Below are 18676 nucleotides of genomic sequence, written 5' to 3' on the forward strand. Positions count from 1 at the left end.
GCGCGGCGGCTTGATAGTCTGCTAACATGAGCGTTTTCTGACACTCGGCCACGAGGTTGCCGCTTCGCACTGGCGCGTGCCATCGCGGGCGATGCGTGAGGGTTGGGAGCGTCTGAGGGTCTGTCTAGCGTCCATGGAGATGATGATGAGCACTGCGACAAGTACGACGGTCGAGCTTTTCTACAACGAGAGTGATGCCCGTGAAGCCGCACAGGGCAATGAGGCGGGTGAGCAGGATGCGACGCCGCTGGTGATTCTGCATGGTCTGTTCGGGAGCGCGGACAACTGGCGCTCGCATATCAAGTTCTGGTCGCAGTCGCGTCGCGTCATCGCGGTGGATCTGCGCAATCATGGTCGCAGCCCGCATGTGGCGGGCATGAGCTACCCGGAGCAGGCCGCTGACGTGATCGCTCTGCTCGATCAGCTCGATATCCCCACCTGTGATCTCATGGGGCACTCCATGGGGGGCAAGGTGGCCATGCAGGTCGCACTGCAGGCACCTGAACGACTGCGCAGTCTCGTGGTGGCGGATATCGCGCCCATCGCCTACGGACACGGGCACGATGAGATATTCGCGGCCTTCGAGGCCGTGCGTGAGGCGCGTCCTGCCTCGCGCAAGGACGCTGACAACGTGATGGCACGCCATGTGGAAACGCCGGCTATCCGTCAGTTCCTCGCCACCAACCTGGTGCGAGATGAGGACGGCAGTATGGGCTGGCGAGTCGGGCTCGATCACATCGCGGCGGGTTACCCCCAGATCGTCGAGGCGCCTCAGGCACACGGCGAGGTGGAACTGCCGGCCCTGCTGCTGTGGGGCGAACGTTCCAATTACGTGCAAGCCGACGGGCTCCAGGCAATGCGTGAGCGCTTCCCGCGCCTGGAAGATGCCTCGCTGGATGCCGGCCACTGGCTGCATGCCGAGCGAGCGAGCGAGTTCCAGCAGGCCGTCGAGACGTTTCTTGAACGCGTCGCACGCGCTTGAGCGGCTCACGTCATGCGCCTGCGCCGCTGGCGGCGCCCCGCGTGCCTGACGAAGACGGCACGATACCGGTGACGCGTCACGAGCGTCTGGTGATCGCGCTGGTCACGCTGCTGCAGTTCGCCGTCATCATGGGTTTCACCATGGTGATGGCATTGGGGCCGGATTTCGCGCAATCGCTGGGCATTCCGCTGGACCACCTGGGCTACATCGTCGGCAGCTACCCGCTGGCGGCGGCGGTGGGTACCTTGCTGTGGATGCGGCATGCGGATCGTTTCGATCGTCGCTGGGCCGTACTGGGCTTTCTGTTCGGTGCCGCGCTGTGTCATCTGATCGCGAGCTTCGCCACCGGATTCGAGACGCTGCTGGCCGCGCGCATGCTGGGCGGGCTGTTCGGTGGGCCGGCGGCGGCCACGGCACTGGCCATCGTGATCGATGTCGTGCCGGGAATCCGGCGTGGACGCGCCATGGGGATGGTGATGGGGGCCTTCTCGGTGGCCTCGGTGCTGGGGCTGCCCTTCGCGCTGTGGTTGTCCGAAGGCTTTGGCTGGCAGGCGCCGTTCCGGGCCGTCGCGCTGCTGGCGTTGCTGGTCTGCGGGTTGCTGGCCTGGGTGCTGCCGCCGATCCGGGGGCATCTGGACAATCCTCGCAGTCGCGCCGGTACCTCCATCGCCACCATTCTCGCGCAGCCGAATCACCGGCTCGGGCTGGCGCTGATCGCCACCGCGATGTTCAGCAACTTCCTGGTGATTCCCAATCTCTCCAGCTATCTGCTGTTCAATCTCGATCTGCCTCGCGAGGATCTCGGCGGGCTCTACATGATCGGAGGCGGACTGTCGCTGGTGGGCATGCAGCTGACCGGGCGGCTGTGTGATCGCTTCGGCAGTGTCTGGCCCGGCACCATCACCTGTCTGCTGACGGCGCTGGTGGGCTGGGCCTTCCTGCTTCATTCGCCCGGGCCGTCGCTGGTGTGGGTGGGGTTCGGTGCCTACATGCTGTTCTCCTCGGCGCGGCGGGTGGCACAGAACACGCTCAACAGCTTCATTCCTGCCGAGCACGAGCGGGCCGCCTTCACCAGCACCCAGAGCGCCGTTCAGCACCTGAGTTCTGCCGCGGGCAGTTATCTCGGGGCGGCGCTGCTGGTCAGCTCGCCGGGTGGCGCCCTTGAGGGCATGCCACTGCTCGTGGCGGTGCTGGTGGTCGCGCTGGTGATCCAGCCTGTGCTGATGGGGTGGTTGGCGCGGCGTCTGGCCAGGCGGGCATCAGCCGGCAGTCCGGTGGATGGCAGGCGCTGACAGGAAGGTCTCGGGAGGCAAGGGGCGGGGGCATCCTCGCGTCATCTGGCAGAAAGCAAACGACGCCCTGTCGGGAAACCGGCAGGGCGTCGTCGTGTCTGTCATCGGCCGTCTATTCAGGGCGCGTTGACGTCGATGGCCAGGTGGTCGAGTGACTGGCGCTGCTTGATCATGCCGCGCTCGTACAGGAAGTTCTCGAAGTCACGGTAGCGGCCGGCATCCAGTGCGGCCGGACGCAGGGCGAAGCGCGGCAAGGTGGCATACCAGGCTTTCTTGTTGAGCGCGGTATCGAGTGCCGGGTCGGACTCGCGGAACAGCTTCCAGCCCTTGTCAGGGTGGTTGATCATCCAGGCGGTGGCTTCACCGACGGCGGACAGGAAGGCGGCGTACTGCTCGTGCTTGCGAGAATAGCTGTCGCTGTTGGCGACGAAGATCAGTTCGTCATAGGTCGGCACGCCTTCTTCCTCGATGTAGAAGGCGCGGCCCTTGACGCCTTCCTGTGCCATCTGGGCGAGTTCGAAGTTGCGGAATGCCCCGGTGACGGCGTCGACCTTGCGGGTCAGCAGTGACGGCGTCAGCGAGAAGTTGACGTTGGTCAGGGTGATGTCATCCAGTGTCAGGCCGCTGTTCTGGAGCATGGTGGACAGCAGGACTTCCTCCACGCCACCGACGGAATAGCCGACACGCTTGCCCTTGAGGTCGGCCATCGACTGGATGTCACTGTCCGCGCGCACGACCACCACGTTGAGTGGGGTGGCCACCAGCGTGCCGATGCGCACCAGCGGCAGCCCTTGATCCACCTGCAGGTGCAGCTGGGGCTGATAGCTGATGGCGATGTCGACGCGCTCCGCTGCGGCAAGCTTGGGGGGGACGCTGGGGTCTGCCGGAGCGATCAGCTCGACGTCCAGACCATGTTGCTTGAACAGGCCCAGTTCCTGAGCCAGCACCAGCGGCCCGTGGCCGGGATTGGTGTACCAGTCGAGCATGACCTTGAGGTGCGTGAGGGGCTTGGCATCGGTGGCGGCCGCTTGCGGGTCCTGCACATCGTCAGCGGCGGGGCGGGTCTGTTGCTCGGTCTCGGCAGCCTGCTTGGCAGAAGCGTCTGGCTCGAGGGTGGCACCGTCCTGCCCGGTCTTGGTGACCGCTGCCGCTGCACTGTCACTGGCGGTCGGGGCCTGGGGCTCGGCGCTGGCGCCAGTCTCGGCTGACAGGGCGAAGGTGCTCAGGCTGAGGGTTGTCAGCAGCGTCGCGAAGAGGCAGGACAGCTTGCCGGAACGGCGGATCGCCGATGGCGAGAATGGCATGGCGGTATTCCTTGTGGTGTCGAGAATGTGAGGCCGTCAGGGCATCGCCTGACAGCCGGAAGCGCTCAGTTCAAACGGGTCAGGCGATCCCGATGCCAGGGCATCAGGCGACGCAGCAGGGCATCCAGCGTGAAATACAGCAGCAGCGAAAAGGCGACCAGCACCAGCAGGGCGGCGAACATCAGGTCGATTTCCATGCGGGCATTGGCATTGAGCATCAGATAGCCGAGGCCCTGGCTTGCGCCGGCCCACTCACCGATGACGGCCCCGATGGGGGCGGCTGTCGCTGCCATGCGCACGCCGGAAGCCAGTGCCGGCAGCGCGGCGGGCAGTTGGACATGCAGCAGCAGTCGCCACGGGCTGGCACCCAGGGTGTGGGCGAGATCCAGCCAGCCCTGAGGGGTCTGGCGCAGGCCGTCGTAGCCGGTGGAGGCCACGGGGAAATAGATGATCAGCGTGGCCATCACGACCTTGGAGAGCATGTCATAGCCCAGCCACAGCACCAGCAGTGGGGCGATCGCGAACAGCGGGATCACCTGGCTGATCAGCAGCAATGGCAGCAGGGTGCGCCGCAGACGAGGGATGAACGCCAGTGCCAGCGCGGTGCTCAGTCCGAGAAGGACCCCCAGTACCAGCCCGCCAAGAATCTCGGCGAAGGTGATGCCGGCGTGGTGTGCCAGCATCGGGGCCTGACGGACCAGCACCTCCGCGACTGCCAGTGGCGCTGGCAGGATGTAGGGCGGCACGGCCGTGGTGATGATCACCAGTTGCCAGAGTCCCAGCAGGACGGCGGCGCTGATGGCGAGATGACGCAGGGCATGCAGGCGTTTCATGGCGTCTCCTCGCCGTCGCGCAGGCGTGTGATCAATTCGGACTGGGCCTGCTGCAGGGCGGGCAGGTCCAGCGGCACCGGGCGAGGCGGCGAGAGCCCGGGCAGGCAGTCGAGCACTGCCCCCTGCTGGCTGTCGCGGCCCGGGCGCAGTACCAGCAGTTGGTCGGCCAGGCGCAGCGCCTCGAGCGGGTCATGCGTGACCATCAACACGGTGCGTCCGTCCAGCAGCCGGCTGGCGAGATCATGCAGTTCGAGTCGCGTGATGGCGTCCACTGCGGAGAAGGGCTCATCCATCATCACCACCGGAGCCTGCTGGTAGAGCGTTCGCGCCAATGCGACGCGTTGGCGTTGCCCGCCGGAGAGGGCGTCTGGCCAGGCCTGCTCGCGCCCCTCCAGACCCACCGCTGCCAGCAGTTCGCGGGCCCGCTCGGTATCGCGAGGGCGACGATGGAGGTCATCTCCCAGACACAGGTTGTCCAGCACCCGGCGCCAGGGCAGCAGCAGGTCCTGCTGCGCCATCCAGGCGACGCGACCCGCCAGTGGCTTGCCATCATCGGTGGTGAGTTCCAGCGTGTGATGGTCGGGCATCTCGAGGCCGGCCAGCAGGCGCAGCAGTGAGCTCTTGCCGCAGCCCGAGCGGCCCAGCAGGGCCGTCCAGCTTCCGGCATCCAGACGCGCCGACAGATCACGAAACAGCGTATGGCTGGCGTAATCGATGCGGGCGTTGTTGAGGGAGAGTCCCAGCGACACAGTGTCATCCGTGGTCAGGCGGCATGCCGAGGGGAGGAAGCACGCAGGGCGCCTGACGCTTGGGCAGGTGACCGGAATTCCCTCCGCCGGTATCAACCGGATCAGGTTCCAGGGGTTGCCATGCGACGTGACGCATCGGCTCTCAGCCCACTTTCGGGCACCCCCATCCAGGCCGACAGTGTACCGTCACCTGCCCGCCGGTTGCATCCCTGCCATCGTCGGGGTGGCTGTCGTGTGGCTATCCTGCATGGCCCGGTGTTGGGTATGCTATCGAGGTATCGCAGCCTCAAGGAGATCAACATGCCTGATACCCCGGATCTCTCGACCTGCTCCAGCGGTTATCCCGTGCCACCGCGGCGACCCGTGATGCCAGACGCGACATCCGTGCCCAATGGCTGGCCGGAGGATGCGCTGACTCGCCGTCTTTCCACCTATCTGGGGCATGCGCTGGAGCCGCTGGCACTTGCCTGGCCGGATAGTGCCAACTGGTTGTGGCGACAGCGTGGCGGCACCCCCGGCCTGATCAAGCTGGCGCGGACCGGCCCGGATCACGACCCCTTCTGGCGAGCGATGCGCGGTGTCTTCGGCGCCGATCGCTGGGCGCAACCTGAGGCCCTGACACGGCTGGCGGGCGCGTTGCCGGCGCGTTTGCCCATCCCTCCGCTGCCGCTGACCTATCTGGGGCGTCTCGATGGCGCGCCCGTCTGGCATCTGCCGTGGTCCAGCGGTCAGCCCAGTGATCTCAGTGACACCTTCTGTGAGATGCTGGGAGATCAGGTCGGGCGGCTGCATCAGGACACCGTGTCCGGCTTTGGTCAGCCCCTTGCCCAGCCCATGCCGCTGCTGCATTGGAATGCCCGCGTGACGCGTTTTCTCGCGCGCCATCCCCTGTCCCACGAGCTGGGGGACCTGCCATCACGCACCTTCTCGCATCCCGCTCGCGCCGTCTGGAGTCTGCCGGACCTGCGCGCGGACCAATATCTGTGCGCCGCCACCGGCTGGGTATGGAGCGACTGGGAGGCTCTGGTGTGGGCCCCGATCGAGTTCGACTGGGCACTGATCGAGTTGTTGCTGGAGACGCCGAGTCAGCGTGAGGCCTTCCTCGCCGGTTATTCGCGTCATGGGCGCATGGTCGATATCGACGGTCAGCGTGAGCTGTGCCGAGCCCTGTTGTGGGCGATGGAAGCCTTCGGTCCGACCCGCTACGCCGAGCTGGCGGCAGCCCCGGCCTGGGTGTCGCCGAGAAGCCTGACATGTTGATCGCAAGTCCATGAATATTTGAGAAATTTCTCTGCAGCCTCGTCGCTGACATGGAATACTGTCTCTGGGCCGTCGCAGACGTGATTCGAGACTTGGTGCCGGGAATGGCGGGGGAGCACACGTGGTAGAGAATCTGAACTATTACTTCTTGCTGGCGGGCATGCTCATCGCCTTGAGCGTGCTGGCAAGTCGGGTCTCGGCTCGTCTCGGCATGCCCCTGCTGTTGCTGTTCCTGGGACTCGGCATGCTGGCGGGGGAGGATGGCGTGCTCGGCATCCAGTTCGATGATGCCTCTACCGCGTACCTGATCGGCAACCTGGCGTTGGCACTCATTCTGCTCGATGGGGGGCTGCGCACCCGCCTCTCGACCTTCCGTGCGGGTCTCAAGCCGGCATTGGTGCTGGCGACCGTCGGGGTCTTCATGACCAGCGGGCTGGTGGGACTGCTGGCCATGTGGCTGTTTGATCTGACCTTGATCGAAGGCCTGCTGGTCGGGGCCATCGTCGGCTCCACCGATGCCGCCGCCGTGTTCTCGCTGCTGGGCGGGCAGGGGGTGCACCTCAACGAGCGGGTCGGGGCGACGCTGGAGATCGAGTCCGGTACCAACGACCCGATGGCCATCTTCCTCACCATCACCCTGGCCGAGATACTGACCGGACAGCTGTCGGGGGTCGCCGCCGGACTCATGAGCTTCGCGCTGCAGTTCGGGGTCGGCGCGGGCATGGGGATCGCCGGTGGCTGGTTGATCGCCCGTCTGATGCGCTATCTGGATCTGGCGCCCGGCCTCTATTCCCTGCTGGCGCTGGCGCTGGGCCTGAGTCTGTTCGCGACGACCAATGAGCTCGGTGGCAGTGGCTTCCTGGCCATCTATCTGTGTGGCCTGATGATCGGCAATCATCCGGGGCGCCACCTCGAACACATCCTGCCGGTGCATGACGGACTGGCCCACCTGTCCCAGATCGTGCTGTTCCTGATGCTGGGTCTGCTGGTCTCACCCTCCACGATGCTGCAGTTCGCGCTGCCAGCCGCCATTCTGAGCGTGGCGCTGATCCTGTTCGTGCGACCCCTGGCCGTGATCCTGTGTCTCAAGCCTTTCTTCCGCTTCCGCTGGCGAGAGCTGTGGTTCATCAGCTGGGTCGGGTTGAGGGGGGCGGTGCCGATCGTGCTGGCGATCTTCCCGGTGATCACCGGGGTCGAGAATGCCGGCGTCTACTTCAATGTCGCCTTCTTCGTGGTGATCATCTCGCTGCTGGTGCAGGGCTCGTCGCTGGCTCCCATGGCGCGCAAGCTCAGGGTGGTGGTGCCGCCGGGCGCACAGCCCAGCCGCCGCAATCTGCTGGGCATCATGCCCGTCAACGATTACGAGATGCTGGTCTACCGGGTCGACAACACGGCGCTGGAAGGCGTGGCATTGCGCATGCTGCGCTTCCCCTCCGGGGCCAAGGTCGGGGCGCTGTTCCGCAACAAGGTGCTGATCCATCCCAAGGGCAGCACCTGTCTGCATCAGAAGGACGTGCTGTGCGTCGTCGGGCGCTCCTGCGATGTGCCAAGCCTCAATCGCATGTTCAATGGCGAGAGTCTGCAGCATGAACAGCGCGCCTTCTTCGGCACCTTCACCCTGGAAGGGGATGCCAACATGCAGGATATCGCCGATGTCTACGGACTGACGCTCTCTCAGGGCGAGCAGCACCTGACCATCGCCGAGTTCATCACCCGCAGAGTCGGCGGGGTGCCGGTGGTCGGGGATGATGTCGACTGGCATGGCATTCACTGGGTGGTGAATGAGGTCGAGGGCAATCGCATCACCAAGGTGGGGCTGCGCCTGCATTGACGCGGTTCTTTGCGTCGTGACCCGGTTCTGCCTGTCGTGACGCCAGGCTGGCTCGGCGCTTGGTGGCGGGTTTATGCATTGCGTGTAATGTGCTGATCTCCTTTCGACTGAGGGATGACGTACCCTTGGCTCGTCAGGCCTTTACCCGCCTGGTCTGGCTGGCCACGAATGGTGGTCAGCAGCCAAGGAGATAGTCTCATGGGCAGTCCACATCCACACCTTGCGCGCTGGCTGTTGCGATTCGAGGATTTCCCACCAGGCCTCACCGAGGACGAGAAGACCTTCCACGCCACCTTCAATGTGGTGTATGTGCTCGCGATAGCGAGTCACCTGCTGTATGCCGGTCTGATGCTCTGGCTGGGAGAGATGGGCATTCTGGCGCTGGATCTGGGCATGCTGGTGGTGGACCTTGTCTGTCTGCAGCTGCATCGCGCGCGCCGAGAGGTGCTGGCCGCCAACCTGCTGGCATTGGGTACCTGTGCCCAGATAAGTCTGTCCCTGGGCTATTTCGGTCCAGCCCCCGGTTTCGATTATTTCTATTTCGGTGCGCTGCTGTGCATCTACTGCATTCGCATGCCCTTCACGCGCCGCCTGCTGCTGTGTCTCATCTGCCTGAGCATGCCGCTGCTGGCCTATGTCGTGCTGATGTTCCAGGGGGTGGCCAATCCGCTGCCGCCCGGGTGGGCATTCGCGTTCCGACTGATCAATCTCTGCGTTCTGACCGTGTTCTTCACCCTCGTGCTGGTACAGATGGGGTGGTCGGCGGATCGCTTGCGCCAGCGTTTCGAGTCACGCGAGCGGTTCGATGAGTTGACCGGGGCGCTGAGTCGCTCGGAACTGATCGACAAGGGGCGTGAGATGTTGATGGGGGCACAGCCCATCAGCGTGATGATGGTGGATGTCGACCACCTGGGGCTGATCAACGAGACCTGGGGGCGCGCGGCGGGCGACCAGGTGCTCAAGGAGCTGGTGAAGCGCATGCGCAGTATCCTGCGCGGAGAGGATCTGATCGGTCGCTATGGCGGGGAGGAGTTCGTGCTGCTGAGTCCGCGGCTGCATGGTGAGCGCGCCGACCAGGTGGCGGAGCGTCTGTGCAAGGGGGCCTCGGCATTGCCCTTCGTCATCAATGACGGCATCAACAGTCTCGATGTCAGTCTCTCGATCGGCGTCGCCCAGCGCCAGTCCGGGGACAAGGATCTGGAAAGCCTGATTGCCAAGGCGGACGTCAACCTGTTCCGCGCCAAGCGCGAAGGCTGCAATCGTTTCGTCAGCGACAACCAGCTGGGGCCGGTATCGCGCAGCAGCGAATCTCACGGCAGCAGGTCGTGAGGCGGTGATCAGCAGTGAGAGCGACAGTGGAGGAGGTTCCACTGTCGCGATGTCGTGGGCGGTGCGCGAATGGCTCAGCGCTTGCCGGCAGGTCGGCGGCGAGCGCGGACCGGCTTGCGTGGCAGCGGGTCCATCGTCGAGGCGGGCACGGCGAGTCCGGGCTCGAACCCTTCGATCACCACACGCTCGATGAAGTTGCCCAGATGCTGCTCGATGGCGCACAGGTTGCGGAAATCATCACGCGATACCAGTGAGATGGCTTCACCGCTTGCCCCGGCGCGTCCGGTGCGTCCGATACGGTGCACATAGTTCTCTGCCTCATCCGGCAGGTCATAGTTGACCACCCGCTGCAGGTCATCGATGTCGATGCCGCGCGCCGCGACGCCCGTCGCCACCAGAAATGGCACCTTGCCTGCCTTGAAGTCTGCCAGCAGCTGCTCGCGGACCGCCTGGCTGCGTCCGCTGTGGAAGGATTCAGCGCCAATGCCGCGCTTCTCCAGCTGGCTGACCAGCTTGGCCGCACCGCGCTTGGTCTCGATGAAGATCAGCGCCTGCTGCCACTCGCCACTCTGGATCAGGTGGCTGAGCAACGCGGATTTGAATTCCTTGTCGACCGTGATCAGGCTCTGGGTGATCTCGGGAGCGCTGGTGTTTTCCGGCGCGATGGAAATCTCCACGGCGTCCGTCACCGCCGTTCTGGCCAGCATGCGTACCTGGGTCGACAGAGTGGCGGAGAACAGCAGATTCTGACGTTGGCTGGGCAGTTTCTCGACGATCTTGTTGATGTCGGCGATGAAGCCCATGTCGAGCATGCGGTCAGCTTCATCGATGACGAGGGTGCGTGTCTCGTCGAGATGGATCGCGCGTCGGGTCAACATGTCGAGAAGACGCCCTGGCGTCGCGACCAGAATGTCCACGCCTTCGATCAGGCGCTGTTGCTGCGGGGCGATGTCCACGCCGCCATACATCGCCATGGAGCTGAGCGTGAGATGTGCGGCATATTGGCGGATGTTGTCTTCCACCTGGATGGCCAGCTCACGCGTCGGCGTCAGGATGACGGCATGCACTCGCTTGGCGCGAACCTCGGGGGCGTCTATCAGTTGTTGCAGCAGGGGCAGCACGAAGCTTGCCGTCTTGCCGGTGCCGGTCTGCGCGGCGGCAATCAGGTTGTCGCCGGCCAGCACGACGGGAATCGCCTGCGCCTGAATCGGGGTCGGGGTCTGATAACCCTGCTCGGTAACAGCCTTGACGATGGGGTCGCTCAATCCAAGGGCGGAAAATGGCATGGTGTCTCGATTTTTCAAGGGAGGAGGGATTGTACGACCACGGGGTGTCGCAAGGCGTTGAGTGATCCATTGTACCTCCCCGGGAGGATGCCATGAGGAATGGCCACTGCAGGCAGGTGTGCAATGAAAAAGCCCCGTCTACCTGAAGTAGACGGGGCTTTCGGAATTCAAGGTGGTGGAGGGACAGGGATTCGAACCCTGGGTAGGCTATTAACCTACGCCGGTTTTCAAGACCGGTGCATTCAACCGCTCTGCCATCCCTCCGACTCACGGAGCGAAATACTACCGAAACTGATGAGAATAGCAAGAGGTGGGCGAAGAAAAATCTTCGGAAAAGCCATCGCGGACAATCACTTGCGGTGATCATCAAACGCCCTTGAGCGCTGCCGGCTGCCAGGCGACAGGGCGAGCACGAAAAAGCCCCGCCTACCTGAAGTAGACGGGGCTTTCGGAATCAAGGTGGTGGAGGGACAGGGATTCGAACCCTGGGTAGGCTATTAACCTACGCCGGTTTTCAAGACCGGTGCATTCAACCGCTCTGCCATCCCTCCGACTCACGGGATGAAATACTACGGATTTCTCTGGCCGCGTCAAGGACTTGGGGTAAATTTCCTTTCCGTTCAGATGCTTGAAAGGTAGCGAGTGCCACACTGTGCGGGGAGAGCGAGGATGAGGTTGCCTTTTGCGCGCTGGATAGTTGCATGAAACGGGCTTTTCATCGTCCTGTCTCTTGATTAGGGAAACCCCGACGGGCATGCTGGGGTCAATTCGATGCATCCATCGTAGCAACCTGAGGATAGACACCATGGCTAACAGCTCCTGGCAGGTCTCGCAGGATACCGCGAGCCGCTCACTCAGTACCCACCGGGTACTGCGCAACACTTACATGATGCTGGCGATGACGCTGCTGTTCTCTGCGCTCACCGCTGGCGTGGCGATGAGCATGGGCGTGGGCCGCATGAACATCTTCGTGCTGCTGATCGGTGCCTACGGTCTGATGTTCCTGGTCCACAAGACCGCGAATTCCACCGCCGGCATCTTCGCGACCTTCGCCTTCACCGGCTTCATGGGCTTCACGCTCGGCCCGGTGCTCAATGCCTACCTGAGCATGCCCAACGGCGCTCAGCTGGTGATGACGGCACTCGGCATGACAGGCATCACCTTTGCCGGTCTGTCCGCGGTCGCACTGGTGACGCGCAAGGACTTCTCGTTCCTTGGCAACTTCCTGTTCGCGGGTGCCATCGTGCTGATTCTGGCGATGCTGGCGGCGATGATCTTCAACATCAGTGGTCTGGCGCTGGCAGTATCGGCCGGCTTCGTGCTGTTCGCCTCCGCGGCGATCCTGTTCGAGACCAGCCAGATCATCCATGGCGGGCAGACCAACTATCTGCTGGCGACGGTCAGCCTGTACGTCTCCATCTACAACATGTTCGTCAGCCTGCTGGCGCTGCTGGGCTTTGCATCCGACGATTGATCGTCAGACGCTACCCCACAACGCAACGACCCCGCCTCGGCGGGGTCGTTGCGTTGTGGGGCATGGACACGGCGCGGCGGCAGGGAACGGCGGTACGTCGCGGCGGCGGTGGTGGCGATGCGGGGCTCTGACAGATGCCACCACTCGCGCTAGAATGTCGCCCTCAATGCGCAGCCGACTCGAGGTTCACATGCGTTACGCTCTGGCCGTCTACGGCGGTCCCTACAGTCAGCAGGCCAGTCATTCGGCCCTGCGCTTCGCCGAGGCGTTGCTGGCCCGCGGGCATCGTCTGAGCACGGTGTTCTTCTATCACGACGGCGTCTACAACGCGGCGACGATGATGGCACCTCCTCAGGATGAGCCACATCTGCGGGACCGCTGGATCGCGCTGGCGGAGCAGGGCGAGACCCGTCTGCAGGTGTGCGTGGCAGCAGGGCTCAGGCGTGGCATGCTCGATGAGCGTGAAGCCGCGCGACACGGCAAGCAGGGGGCGACCCTCGAGGCGCCCTTCGAGTTGACCGGACTCGGGCAGCTGGTGGAAGCCACGCTCGAGAATGACCACCTGATCACCTTCGCCTGAGGAGAGCACCATGAGTGATGCGATGTCACAGACAGCGACGCACGCTGCCGACCTTGGGCAGGTGAGCGATGACCTCGCGCCGGGCGATCTGTTGATCCTGTTGCGTCACGCGCCGCATGGCAGCAGCTGGCTGCGCGAGGGGCTGGAGGCGGCGATGGTCGCGGCGGCCTTCGGGCGCGAGGTCGGGTTGCTGTTCAGTGGGGATGGCGTATTGGCCCTGCTGGAAGGCCAGCAACCGGGCGCGCTGGGGCAGAAGGGCAGTGACAATCTCCTGGCAGCGCTGGACATGTACGATGTCCAGCGCTGTTATGTGGATGCCGCCGCCCTGCGCGCACGGGGCCTGAGCGTCGAGGATATCGCCTTGTTGCCGGTGACCCTGATGGAGCACGACGATATCGTGGCGCTGACCGGCGCCTTCTCGCGGGTCTTGAGCTTCTGAGGTCTGCCTGACGCTCGGGCGTGCGGCTGGTATGCTCCGCCATCATCACTCTCGCGCTCTCGCTTCGGGCGCAAGATCGCACTGGCGGGCGTGCGGCTCACGCCTTTCGCAGGCGCGTCTCTGTCCCGCGCACTCCTGCCTCCCTTGACTGGATAATTGCATGAATCTTCATCTTCTCAATCGCTCGCCATTTTCCAGTCGCACTCTGGATGATGCGCTCAACGCCATGGGGCCCGAGGACCAGCTGCTGCTGATCGAGGATGGTGTCAACGGCGCATTGGCTGGCGCGGAGCACTATTTCGTCGGCCTGGAGGGGCGTCTGTTCGCCTTGCGTGAGGATCTCGAGTCACGTGGCCTGTCGGGCCGTTGTAGCGCGAGCGTGATCGTGGTGGACGTGGATGGCTTCGTCGCGCTGACCGAGGCCGCGGACAAGACGATCTCCTGGTTCTGAGCGGCGCGGCGCGAGGTGTCACACCAGCCGGACAGGCATGTCGCATGTCATTTCTTGAGTGGAACGAAACATCAGGATGAGCAATGGCCAGCAGTGAAACGGTACGTACGCTTTCTCTCGACGGACGTGAGATCGGTCTGGATGCCGAGGGGTATCTGGTGGATCTCGAGGACTGGAGCCCTGCGCTTGCCGAGCGGCTGGCGGCGGAAGAAGGCCGTGAGTTGACCCCCGAACACTGGGAGGTCATCGAGGTATTGCGGGATTTCTATCAGCGTTTCTCGCTTTCCCCGGCCATGCGGCCGCTGACCAAGGCGATGACCCAGCGCTTCGGGCCGGAAAAGGGGCGCTCGCTGCATCTGATGCGCCTGTTTCCAGACAGCCCCCCCAAGGTGGGCGCGCGCCTGGCAGGACTGCCCAAGCCGACCAACTGCCTGTGAGGCAGTGCCTTGCCGCGCCGACAATCGCGCCGGGCACATGCACACAACCCTCAAGTCCGCGCCGAGCAGGGCGGCGCGATGGCGACGCAGAGCGCGGTCTGCGTTACTATTCCCTGCAGCAATGCATCGCGGCCAGGTGGCGGCGGTGCATCAGGTCCCGCGACACGATCGCAAGGGCATTTGAATTCAGGCGGACAAGAGTCGACTTGCATGGGAAGAGCATTCCAGAACCGTAAAGAGTCAATGGCGCGTACTTCACTCAACAAGGCGCGCGTATATTCACGCTACGGACGCGAGATCTACGTCTCGGCCAAGAGCGGTGGTGTCGACCCCAACGGTAACCTGAGCCTGCGTCGTCTGATCGAGAAGGCCAAGAAGGATCAGGTGCCGACTCACGTCATCGACAAGGCCATCGACAAGGCCAAGGGCGCCGGCGGTGAAGATTTCGCGCTGGCCCGCTATGAAGGTTTCGGTCCGGGCAATGTCATGGTCATCGTCGATTGCCTGACCGACAACAACAACCGTACCTTCGGTGAAGTGCGTACCTGCTTCAACAAGGGCAAGGGCAAGCTGGGCGCCCAGGGTTCGGTCTCGCACATGTTCGATCACCGCGCCATCCTGTCCTTCAAGGGCGCGGAAGACGACGAGGAGAAGGTGCTCGAGGCACTGATGGAAGCTGACGTCGATGTCAGCGACATCGAGCTGGATGACGGCATCATCACCGTGTTGACGCCGACCACCGAGCACTTCAAGGCCAAGGGCGCACTGACCGATCTCTTCGGGGAAGACCTTGATTTCGAAGTCGACGAGATCAGCTTCATCCCGCAGATCCACACCGAGGTCAGCGGTGACGACGCCGAGCTGCTCAACAAGATGCTCGAGATGCTGGACGATTGCGAAGACGTGCAGCAGGTCCATCACAATGGCGAGTTCGTCTGATCGAGCTATGCATCAAGGCAGGTCCCGTGGCATGAGCCATTGAGACGATAGCCCGCAAGGCCCCGCCGGTTTCCCCGGCGGGGCCTTTTCCTGTCTGCTCTTTCAAGAAGGCGGTACGTTCAAGGAAGCGGTACGTTCAAGAGAGCGAGGCGAGATCGTCGCAAGAGCAGCATGAGGAAAGCGTGAGGGCAGTGCAGACCAAGCCACCATCACGGCGACTGGCTCAGCAGTGAGCGTGATGCTGGGCATGCGGGTCCGTCTCGCGTGGGTCGGCCATGCCTCCCTTGATGCCACGCTTCACCAGCCAGACATTGACGGGCCAGGCGGCGAGCAGGCCAAGGCTCAGCGAGATGACCATCGAATTCCAGAACAGGGCGTCATGCATGCCTGATCTGCCTCCCAGCCACAGGTCGACCGAGATGGCCACCAGCTCCATGACGAAGATCGAGGCGGTCTCGCTTCTGAACGCATCCTGGATGACCTTGCGCTTGTCATCGCTGCCGGCCTGAAGCATCGGGCCGACGGTCAGCAGGAAGCCGAACAGGTAGGCGAAGAGGAAGGTGATGATCGCCGTCGCGAAGTTGCCCAGTGCCAGAAGACCCACCGCCAGCACAACCCCCACGAACTCCCCGAGTCCACAGCCCGAATAGCAGTGCGCGACGCTTCTCAGTCCCTTGCGTGCATCACGGTTGTCCGCGATCTGGCGGCGCCCGGCAAAGCGATAGACGAGAAGGCCCACTATTCCGGAGTACAGCGTGGTCAGCCCCCAGACCCACTTCATCATCGGCGCCAGATGGGCATTGCTGATCGTCAGGTCACGCAGGACCCAGACCAGTGACGGCAGCATGAGCAGTAACCAGCCGAGAAACAGGCTCCAGTCGGAAAGTAGATCACGTAGCGCGGATTGCATGGGACCTCCTGTCGTATCGGGCATTCTGATGGGATGGCGCGATGGCCCGGTACCGGTGTTCCTGCAGTGATGACATGGCGCTGATGTCAGCGGGGCGATCTCAGCGAGGCGATCTCAGCGAGGCAATGTCCGGGCACTCAGTGATACCTGATGGACAAGGCGCGCGAGATCAAGGGAGCACAAACGCAACGTAGCGGCGCGATGACATGTCATGTGGTGCTCTCATGGCTTGTTAACCTTGGTGCAAACCTCCATGGTGAAAGATGTTGGACGTTGCGCTGGCAATGTCGCCACCTTTATCAGGAGTCACGATGTCGAGACACGCTGCTACCTTTCTTTCACGTTCTCTTTCACGCTCTCTTTCACGCGTCACCCGTCAATTTGCCGGGGCTGCCGGGCTCGGGCTGATCGCCACGCTGGCATTGCCAACGGCGGCTCAGGCCGAGGAGGACAAGGTCTTCGGCTGGGTGGAGAAGGCGACCATCGAGCCCTGGGGCGTGCTGGTCAAGGCCAAGCTGGACAGCGGCGCGCTGACGTCCTCGATGCACGCCGAGAACATCGAGACGTTCACGCGTGACGACGAGGAATGGGTGCGCTTTGACGTGGAGGTCGAGGATGAGGCCAGCGGCGACATGGTCGAGAATTCCTTCGAGCGCCCGCTCTATCGTGACCTGACCGTCTCCGGCGCCGGCGGACGTGATACGCGCCCGGTGGTCCTGATGACCCTGTGCATGGGGGGCGAACGTTACGAGGAGCAGTTCAGTCTGCGGGATCGTGATGGCATGAATTACCCGGTACTGCTGGGGCGTCGCACCATCCAGAGCCTGGGCGTGCTCGACGTGCGCAAGACCTTCCAGACCACGCCGGACTGTGGCGAGGATGCGCCGCTGCATCGCTATGAAGACAAGCAGTATTCCGAGCGGATCGGCGCGGCTTCCTGAGCCGTGGCCCTGCGCCAGCCCCGATCGCCAGCCCTGATCGCCAGCTCTGATCAGCAGCCCTGATGGCCAGACGCTGACATTCATCCCCCGGAGAGCCAGAGCATGTCGGATTCCGCCCGGCCGCCGTCTCGGGCGGCCCTCAAGGTCTACTACGATGCACGCTGTCCCGTATGTCGGCGTGAGCGTGCACGCTATGAGCGACTGTCGCGCCACGATGCTGGCGTCGAGTGGTGGGATGCGACGGAGCATGCCGAGCGTCTCGCCGCGCGGGGCATTCCCCTGCAGCGCGCGCTGCTGTCATTGCATGTCGAGACGGCCGATGAGCGGATCTGCGATGGCATGCCGGCGTACCGTCTGCTGCTGGCCCGCCTCCCCGGCCTTGCCTGGCTGGGGTGGTTGATCACTCGTCCGCTGATCGAGCCGACCTTGACCCGTCTCTATGACGCCTGGGTCAGGCGTCGGCTATGCCGGGATGGCAGGCTCTGACGGGCGGCAGGCTTGGCGAGAGAGGGAAGACACGCCTGAGGTCCATCACGCTTTTTTGATATGCAAATGCTAATAGTTTTCGTTAGTATGTGAGGCACCGTCCGTCTCCTCATGTCTGCGAGCCTACCGATGATCGACGCGCTTTCCCCGCTCTTTGCCGGTCCGATGGTTGCCTATCGGGACCTGATCACTACCAGCGCTCAGGCGCAGGCAGGTGGCGAGTCATCGCTGGACCGTGTCGTGCCGGCACGTGATGTGCTCAGCCCCGGCTGGCTTTCGGCCTGCATCGCCGCACATGGCATGCAGTACGAGGGGCAGCAGGGCGCGGAGGCACCGGATGAGCGGGCACTGCTTTCCCAGTGGTCCAAGTACCTGTTGTCCTCGATGGTATCGCTGCCGCTGGCGGCCAATCTGCTGCTTGATCATCAACTGCCGCTGGAGCTGCGCCATCTCTCGCTGCGCCTTGGCGAGCATGGTGTGGTCACCCAGCTGATACTCGATGACGCGGCAGGTCAGGGCGTCAGCCTCACGGCGGATATCGCGGCGGCTGATGAGGAGGCGCGGCTGCAGGTGCGCTTCCAGGGCTATCTGGCGCATCTCGAGGCCGTCATTGAGCGCCTCGTGCCGCATACCCCGCTGGGCCCCAAGGTCTTCTGGAGCAACGCGGCACATTACTTCGTGTACATCGTCGGCATGCTGGAGGAGCAGGGGTGGGTCGCGCAGGCCGCGCCGGCACGCCAGCTGATGGCGACCAGGGTGCTGGCGGACGGGCGGCGCAATCCGCTGTATCAGCCGGTCAGCGAGGTGATGGACCGCCATGGCGAACGGCATGTGCCACGCAAGGTATGCTGCGTGCGTTACCGTATCGAATGCCTTGGCTATTGCAGCAATTGCCCGCTGGCCATCGAGCGTTCCACGGCACGCCGGGCCCAGGCGCGCCGAGTCGACCAGCGTGCCAACGCGCGTGGGGCACTGATCGGCAGTGACCTTGGTTGAGCAGTGTCCTTGGTTGAGCAAAGCCTTGGCTGAGCCGCGTCTCGTCTGGCGGGCCCTCGCTTATCGCACTTGCGGCTCTCGTGGCTCTCGCGGCTCCCGCCGGATGGAGGTGAATTCTCGCCGTGGACGTCCTCCCATGGGCGTTTTCCAAGCACGG

General features: G+C 63.8%; 19 protein-coding genes, 2 tRNA genes and 1 riboswitch. Of the genes, 14 read left to right on the plus strand and 7 right to left on the minus strand.

Annotated features, from left to right (window positions below; all coding sequences use genetic code 11):
* Window positions 1-145 precede the first annotated feature (145 nt).
* Window positions 146-982 carry an alpha/beta fold hydrolase gene (locus BOH68_RS05820; protein WP_077372775.1) on the plus strand — a complete coding sequence of 279 codons (837 nt, stop codon included), beginning with the start codon at window positions 146-148 and terminating at the stop codon, window positions 980-982.
* Entirely contained in the window at window positions 979-2274 is a 1296-nt protein-coding gene (locus tag BOH68_RS05825; RefSeq protein WP_077372778.1) for an MFS transporter, read from the plus strand. The genes BOH68_RS05820 and BOH68_RS05825 overlap by 4 nt, the downstream gene beginning before the upstream one ends.
* 116 nt (window positions 2275-2390) lie before the next feature.
* Here BOH68_RS05825 and BOH68_RS05830 read toward each other — a convergent pair whose 3' ends face one another.
* The 3 genes from BOH68_RS05830 to BOH68_RS05840 form a co-directional block, all read right to left on the minus strand.
* Entirely contained in the window at window positions 2391-3578 is a 1188-nt protein-coding gene (locus BOH68_RS05830) for an ABC transporter substrate-binding protein (RefSeq protein ID WP_258038166.1), read from the minus strand.
* A 65-nt stretch (window positions 3579-3643) separates the two neighbouring features.
* A complete protein-coding gene (locus BOH68_RS05835) occupies window positions 3644-4411 on the minus strand; it encodes an ABC transporter permease (protein ID WP_077372781.1) in 768 nt (255 codons plus the stop codon).
* The gene (locus tag BOH68_RS05840; protein WP_077372784.1) at window positions 4408-5160 is read right to left on the minus strand and encodes an ABC transporter ATP-binding protein; all 753 of its coding nucleotides are present in this window, start codon (window positions 5158-5160) and stop codon (window positions 4408-4410) included. Before BOH68_RS05840 ends, BOH68_RS05835 begins: the two co-directional genes overlap by 4 nt.
* 61 nt (window positions 5161-5221) lie before the next feature.
* Window positions 5222-5335, minus strand: a riboswitch (TPP riboswitch).
* Window positions 5336-5460: 125 nt separating this feature from the next.
* Between BOH68_RS05840 and BOH68_RS05845 the strand changes: the two genes are divergently transcribed.
* The 3 genes from BOH68_RS05845 (at window position 5461) to BOH68_RS05855 (ending at window position 9580) form a co-directional block, all read left to right on the plus strand.
* Entirely contained in the window at window positions 5461-6420 is a 960-nt protein-coding gene (locus tag BOH68_RS05845) for a protein kinase family protein (protein ID WP_077372787.1), read from the plus strand.
* A gap of 121 nt (window positions 6421-6541) precedes the next feature.
* Window positions 6542-8251 (plus strand): potassium/proton antiporter, encoded by a 1710-nt coding sequence (locus BOH68_RS05850; protein WP_255303023.1) that lies wholly within the window; start codon window positions 6542-6544, stop codon window positions 8249-8251.
* Between the two features lie 198 nt (window positions 8252-8449).
* Window positions 8450-9580 (plus strand): GGDEF domain-containing protein, encoded by a 1131-nt coding sequence (locus BOH68_RS05855; protein WP_170877356.1) that lies wholly within the window; start codon window positions 8450-8452, stop codon window positions 9578-9580.
* 74 nt (window positions 9581-9654) lie between these two features.
* Here the strand turns inward: BOH68_RS05855 and BOH68_RS05860 are convergent, their stop codons facing one another.
* From BOH68_RS05860 to BOH68_RS05870, 3 genes are all read right to left on the minus strand, one after another.
* Window positions 9655-10866 (minus strand): DEAD/DEAH box helicase, encoded by a 1212-nt coding sequence (locus BOH68_RS05860; protein ID WP_077372794.1) that lies wholly within the window; start codon window positions 10864-10866, stop codon window positions 9655-9657.
* Between the two features lie 173 nt (window positions 10867-11039).
* A tRNA-Ser gene (locus tag BOH68_RS05865) sits at window positions 11040-11130 on the minus strand.
* 196 nt (window positions 11131-11326) lie between these two features.
* Window positions 11327-11417, minus strand: a tRNA-Ser gene (locus BOH68_RS05870).
* A gap of 254 nt (window positions 11418-11671) precedes the next feature.
* On the opposite strand from BOH68_RS05870, the gene BOH68_RS05875 reads away from it, so the two are divergent.
* The 6 genes from BOH68_RS05875 to BOH68_RS05900 all read left to right on the plus strand — a co-directional run bounded on the left by BOH68_RS05875 (window position 11672) and on the right by BOH68_RS05900 (window position 15186).
* Complete coding sequence (locus BOH68_RS05875) at window positions 11672-12340, plus strand: Bax inhibitor-1/YccA family protein (protein ID WP_065392578.1); 669 nt, start codon at window positions 11672-11674, stop codon at window positions 12338-12340.
* A 190-nt stretch (window positions 12341-12530) separates the two neighbouring features.
* Complete coding sequence (gene tusD / locus BOH68_RS05880; protein ID WP_077372797.1) at window positions 12531-12920, plus strand: sulfurtransferase complex subunit TusD; 390 nt, start codon at window positions 12531-12533, stop codon at window positions 12918-12920.
* 10 nt (window positions 12921-12930) lie between these two features.
* Window positions 12931-13359 carry a sulfurtransferase complex subunit TusC gene (gene tusC, locus BOH68_RS05885; protein ID WP_255317648.1) on the plus strand — a complete coding sequence of 143 codons (429 nt, stop codon included), beginning with the start codon at window positions 12931-12933 and terminating at the stop codon, window positions 13357-13359.
* Window positions 13360-13519: 160 nt separating this feature from the next.
* Window positions 13520-13810, plus strand: coding sequence for a sulfurtransferase complex subunit TusB (gene tusB, locus BOH68_RS05890; RefSeq protein WP_077372800.1), 291 nt, complete (start codon window positions 13520-13522; stop codon window positions 13808-13810).
* A gap of 83 nt (window positions 13811-13893) precedes the next feature.
* Window positions 13894-14247, plus strand: a complete 354-nt coding sequence (locus BOH68_RS05895; protein WP_077372803.1) for a TusE/DsrC/DsvC family sulfur relay protein — start codon at window positions 13894-13896, stop codon at window positions 14245-14247.
* Window positions 14248-14457: 210 nt separating this feature from the next.
* On the plus strand, window positions 14458-15186 hold the full coding sequence (locus BOH68_RS05900; protein ID WP_077372806.1) for a YebC/PmpR family DNA-binding transcriptional regulator: 729 nt from the start codon (window positions 14458-14460) through the stop codon (window positions 15184-15186).
* A 223-nt stretch (window positions 15187-15409) separates the two neighbouring features.
* Here BOH68_RS05900 and BOH68_RS05905 read toward each other — a convergent pair whose 3' ends face one another.
* The gene (locus tag BOH68_RS05905) at window positions 15410-16096 is read right to left on the minus strand and encodes a DUF4396 domain-containing protein (protein WP_077372809.1); all 687 of its coding nucleotides are present in this window, start codon (window positions 16094-16096) and stop codon (window positions 15410-15412) included.
* Window positions 16097-16407: 311 nt separating this feature from the next.
* Between BOH68_RS05905 and rloA3 the strand changes: the two genes are divergently transcribed.
* The 3 genes from rloA3 (at window position 16408) to fhuF (ending at window position 18519) form a co-directional block, all read left to right on the plus strand.
* Window positions 16408-17037: a retropepsin-like aspartic peptidase RloA3 gene (rloA3, locus tag BOH68_RS05910; protein WP_077372812.1), complete on the plus strand. Its 630-nt coding sequence runs from the start codon at window positions 16408-16410 to the stop codon at window positions 17035-17037.
* 102 nt (window positions 17038-17139) lie between these two features.
* Window positions 17140-17523 (plus strand): thiol-disulfide oxidoreductase DCC family protein, encoded by a 384-nt coding sequence (locus BOH68_RS05915; RefSeq protein WP_077372815.1) that lies wholly within the window; start codon window positions 17140-17142, stop codon window positions 17521-17523.
* 129 nt (window positions 17524-17652) lie between these two features.
* Window positions 17653-18519 (plus strand): siderophore-iron reductase FhuF, encoded by an 867-nt coding sequence (gene fhuF, locus BOH68_RS05920; RefSeq protein WP_170877357.1) that lies wholly within the window; start codon window positions 17653-17655, stop codon window positions 18517-18519.
* Window positions 18520-18676 lie beyond the last annotated feature (157 nt).

It is taken from the genome of Cobetia sp. MM1IDA2H-1 (assembly GCF_002916775.2).
GTDB classification, from domain to species: Bacteria; Pseudomonadota; Gammaproteobacteria; order Pseudomonadales; family Halomonadaceae; genus Cobetia; species Cobetia marina.

Bases quoted from the DNA above. Each gene is read 5' to 3' on its own strand.
- BOH68_RS05845 (WP_077372787.1), top strand. From the start codon at position 5,461: ATGCCTGATACCCCGGATCTCTCGACCTGCTCCAGCGGTTATCCCGTG.
- BOH68_RS05835 (WP_077372781.1), bottom strand. From the start codon at position 4,411: ATGAAACGCCTGCATGCCCTGCGTCATCTCGCCATCAGCGCCGCCGTC.
- BOH68_RS05895 (WP_077372803.1), top strand. From the start codon at position 13,894: ATGGCCAGCAGTGAAACGGTACGTACGCTTTCTCTCGACGGACGTGAG.
- BOH68_RS05915 (WP_077372815.1), top strand. From the start codon at position 17,140: ATGTCGGATTCCGCCCGGCCGCCGTCTCGGGCGGCCCTCAAGGTCTAC.
- BOH68_RS05820 (WP_077372775.1), top strand. From the start codon at position 146: ATGAGCACTGCGACAAGTACGACGGTCGAGCTTTTCTACAACGAGAGT.
- tusC (WP_255317648.1), top strand. From the start codon at position 12,931: ATGAGTGATGCGATGTCACAGACAGCGACGCACGCTGCCGACCTTGGG.
- tusB (WP_077372800.1), top strand. From the start codon at position 13,520: ATGAATCTTCATCTTCTCAATCGCTCGCCATTTTCCAGTCGCACTCTG.
- BOH68_RS05860 (WP_077372794.1), bottom strand. From the start codon at position 10,866: ATGCCATTTTCCGCCCTTGGATTGAGCGACCCCATCGTCAAGGCTGTT.
- tusD (WP_077372797.1), top strand. From the start codon at position 12,531: ATGCGTTACGCTCTGGCCGTCTACGGCGGTCCCTACAGTCAGCAGGCC.
- rloA3 (WP_077372812.1), top strand. From the start codon at position 16,408: ATGTCGAGACACGCTGCTACCTTTCTTTCACGTTCTCTTTCACGCTCT.
- BOH68_RS05905 (WP_077372809.1), bottom strand. From the start codon at position 16,096: ATGCAATCCGCGCTACGTGATCTACTTTCCGACTGGAGCCTGTTTCTC.
- BOH68_RS05900 (WP_077372806.1), top strand. From the start codon at position 14,458: ATGGGAAGAGCATTCCAGAACCGTAAAGAGTCAATGGCGCGTACTTCA.
- fhuF (WP_170877357.1), top strand. From the start codon at position 17,653: ATGATCGACGCGCTTTCCCCGCTCTTTGCCGGTCCGATGGTTGCCTAT.
- BOH68_RS05830 (WP_258038166.1), bottom strand. From the start codon at position 3,578: ATGCCATTCTCGCCATCGGCGATCCGCCGTTCCGGCAAGCTGTCCTGC.
- BOH68_RS05855 (WP_170877356.1), top strand. From the start codon at position 8,450: ATGGGCAGTCCACATCCACACCTTGCGCGCTGGCTGTTGCGATTCGAG.
- BOH68_RS05875 (WP_065392578.1), top strand. From the start codon at position 11,672: ATGGCTAACAGCTCCTGGCAGGTCTCGCAGGATACCGCGAGCCGCTCA.